The sequence below is a fragment of the Micromonospora sp. NPDC049799 genome, assembly GCF_040656655.1.
Lineage (GTDB): Bacteria > Actinomycetota > Actinomycetes > Mycobacteriales > Micromonosporaceae > Micromonospora.
In genome coordinates this window covers 1-1597 of the sequence record NZ_JBFAMU010000793.1, presented here as the reverse complement: position 1 = coordinate 1597, position 1597 = coordinate 1, and the positions used below count along the sequence as shown (strand labels likewise).

General features: G+C 76.3%; 1 protein-coding gene. It reads left to right on the top strand.

The features are described from left to right. Positions 1 to 18: 18 nt before the first annotated feature. Positions 19 to 1597 (top strand): beta-ketoacyl synthase N-terminal-like domain-containing protein (locus AB0I76_RS29515; protein ID WP_357042301.1); only part of this gene is annotated, 1579 nt, incomplete at its 3' end.

Genomic DNA, 1597 nt, shown 5'->3' with positions numbered 1-1597 from the left:
GCCACGGTGACCGGGACGGTGGCGCTCCCGGCCGGGCCGGCGGCGATCGTCGGGATGGCCGGTCGCTTCCCCGGCGCCGACTCGGTGGAGGAGCTGTGGGACCTGCTCCGATCCGGACGGGACGCGGTCAGCGAGGTGCCGCCGCACCGCTGGAGCCACCGCACGTTCCACACCGCCGGCCCCGACACCGGTCCCCGGATCACCACCGACCAGGGCGGATTCCTGCGTGACGTGGCCCGCTTCGACGCCGGGTTCTTCGGCGTACCGGCCCGCGAGGCGGAGAACCTCGACCCGCAGCAGCGGCTCCTGTTGGAGTGCGCCTGGCACGCGCTGGAGGACGCCGGCATCGACCCGAAGGGGTTGGCCGGCACCCGGACCGGCGTCTTCGTGGGGGTCAGCAACGGCGACTACGCCCGGGTGCTGGCCGGCGCCGGGGTGGACCGGCTCGACGCGTACTACAGCACCGGCACCGCGCTCAACGCCGTCGCCGGCCGCCTGGCGTACGTGCTGGGGCTGGCCGGGCCGGCGCTCGCCGTGGACACCGCCTGCTCCTCCTCGTTGGTCGCCCTCCACCTCGCCGTCCGGGCACTGCGCAGCGGCGAGGTCGACGCGGCGATCGTCGGCGGGGTCAACGTCATCGTCGACCCGCTCGCCTCGGTGGCGGTGAGCCGGGCGCACATGCTCTCCCCGGACGGGCGGTGCCGCACGTTCTCCGCCGACGCCAACGGCTTCGTCCGATCCGAGGGGTGCGGGGTGCTCGTCCTCAAGCGACTCGCCGACGCCGGGCGGGACGGCGACGCCGTTCTCGCCGTGGTCCGGGGTAGCGCGGTCAACCAGGACGGCAGCTCCTCCGGGCTGACCGCGCCGAGCGGCCGGGCCCAGGAGCAGGTCATCAGCGCCGCCCTCGCCGAGGCGGGCGTGGACGGGGCCGCGGTGGACTTCCTGGAGACGCACGGCACCGGCACCTCGCTCGGCGACCCGGTCGAGGTCGGGGCGGCCTGGCGGGTGCTCGGACCAGGGCGGGCGGCCGACCGGCCGCTGCGGCTCGGCTCGGTCAAGAGCAACATCGGCCACTGCGAGTCGGCCGCCGGCATGGCGTCGGTGATCAAGACGGTGCTCGCCCTGCGGCACGGCACCATCCCGGCCAACCTGCACTTCGCCGCCCCGAACCCGCACATCGACTGGACCGGGATGGACGTCCGGGTGGTGGACGCGCCCGTGCCCTGGCCGCGGACCGGCCGGTCCCGGCTGGCCGGGGTGTCCGGCTTCGGCTTCACGGGCACCAACGCGCACGTTCTGCTGGCCGACCCGGCACCCGCGCCGGTTGGCGCCCGACCCTTGCCCGGTCCGGTGTGGACCGGGCCGTACCGCGACGGGCTGCCCAACGGCACCGCCCCGCAGAGCGGCACCGCCCCGCCGAACGGCACGACGGACGGCGCGGCGGGGGGCACCCTGCTCGTCCCGCTCTCCGCGCCCAGCCCGGACGGGCTGTGCCGGCTTGTCGAGCGATGGCGGGAGCGGCTCGCCGACTGCCCGGCGGAGGAACTGCCCGACCTGGCCGCGCTGGCCGGCACCGGCCGGGCCCTCCTGCCGTACC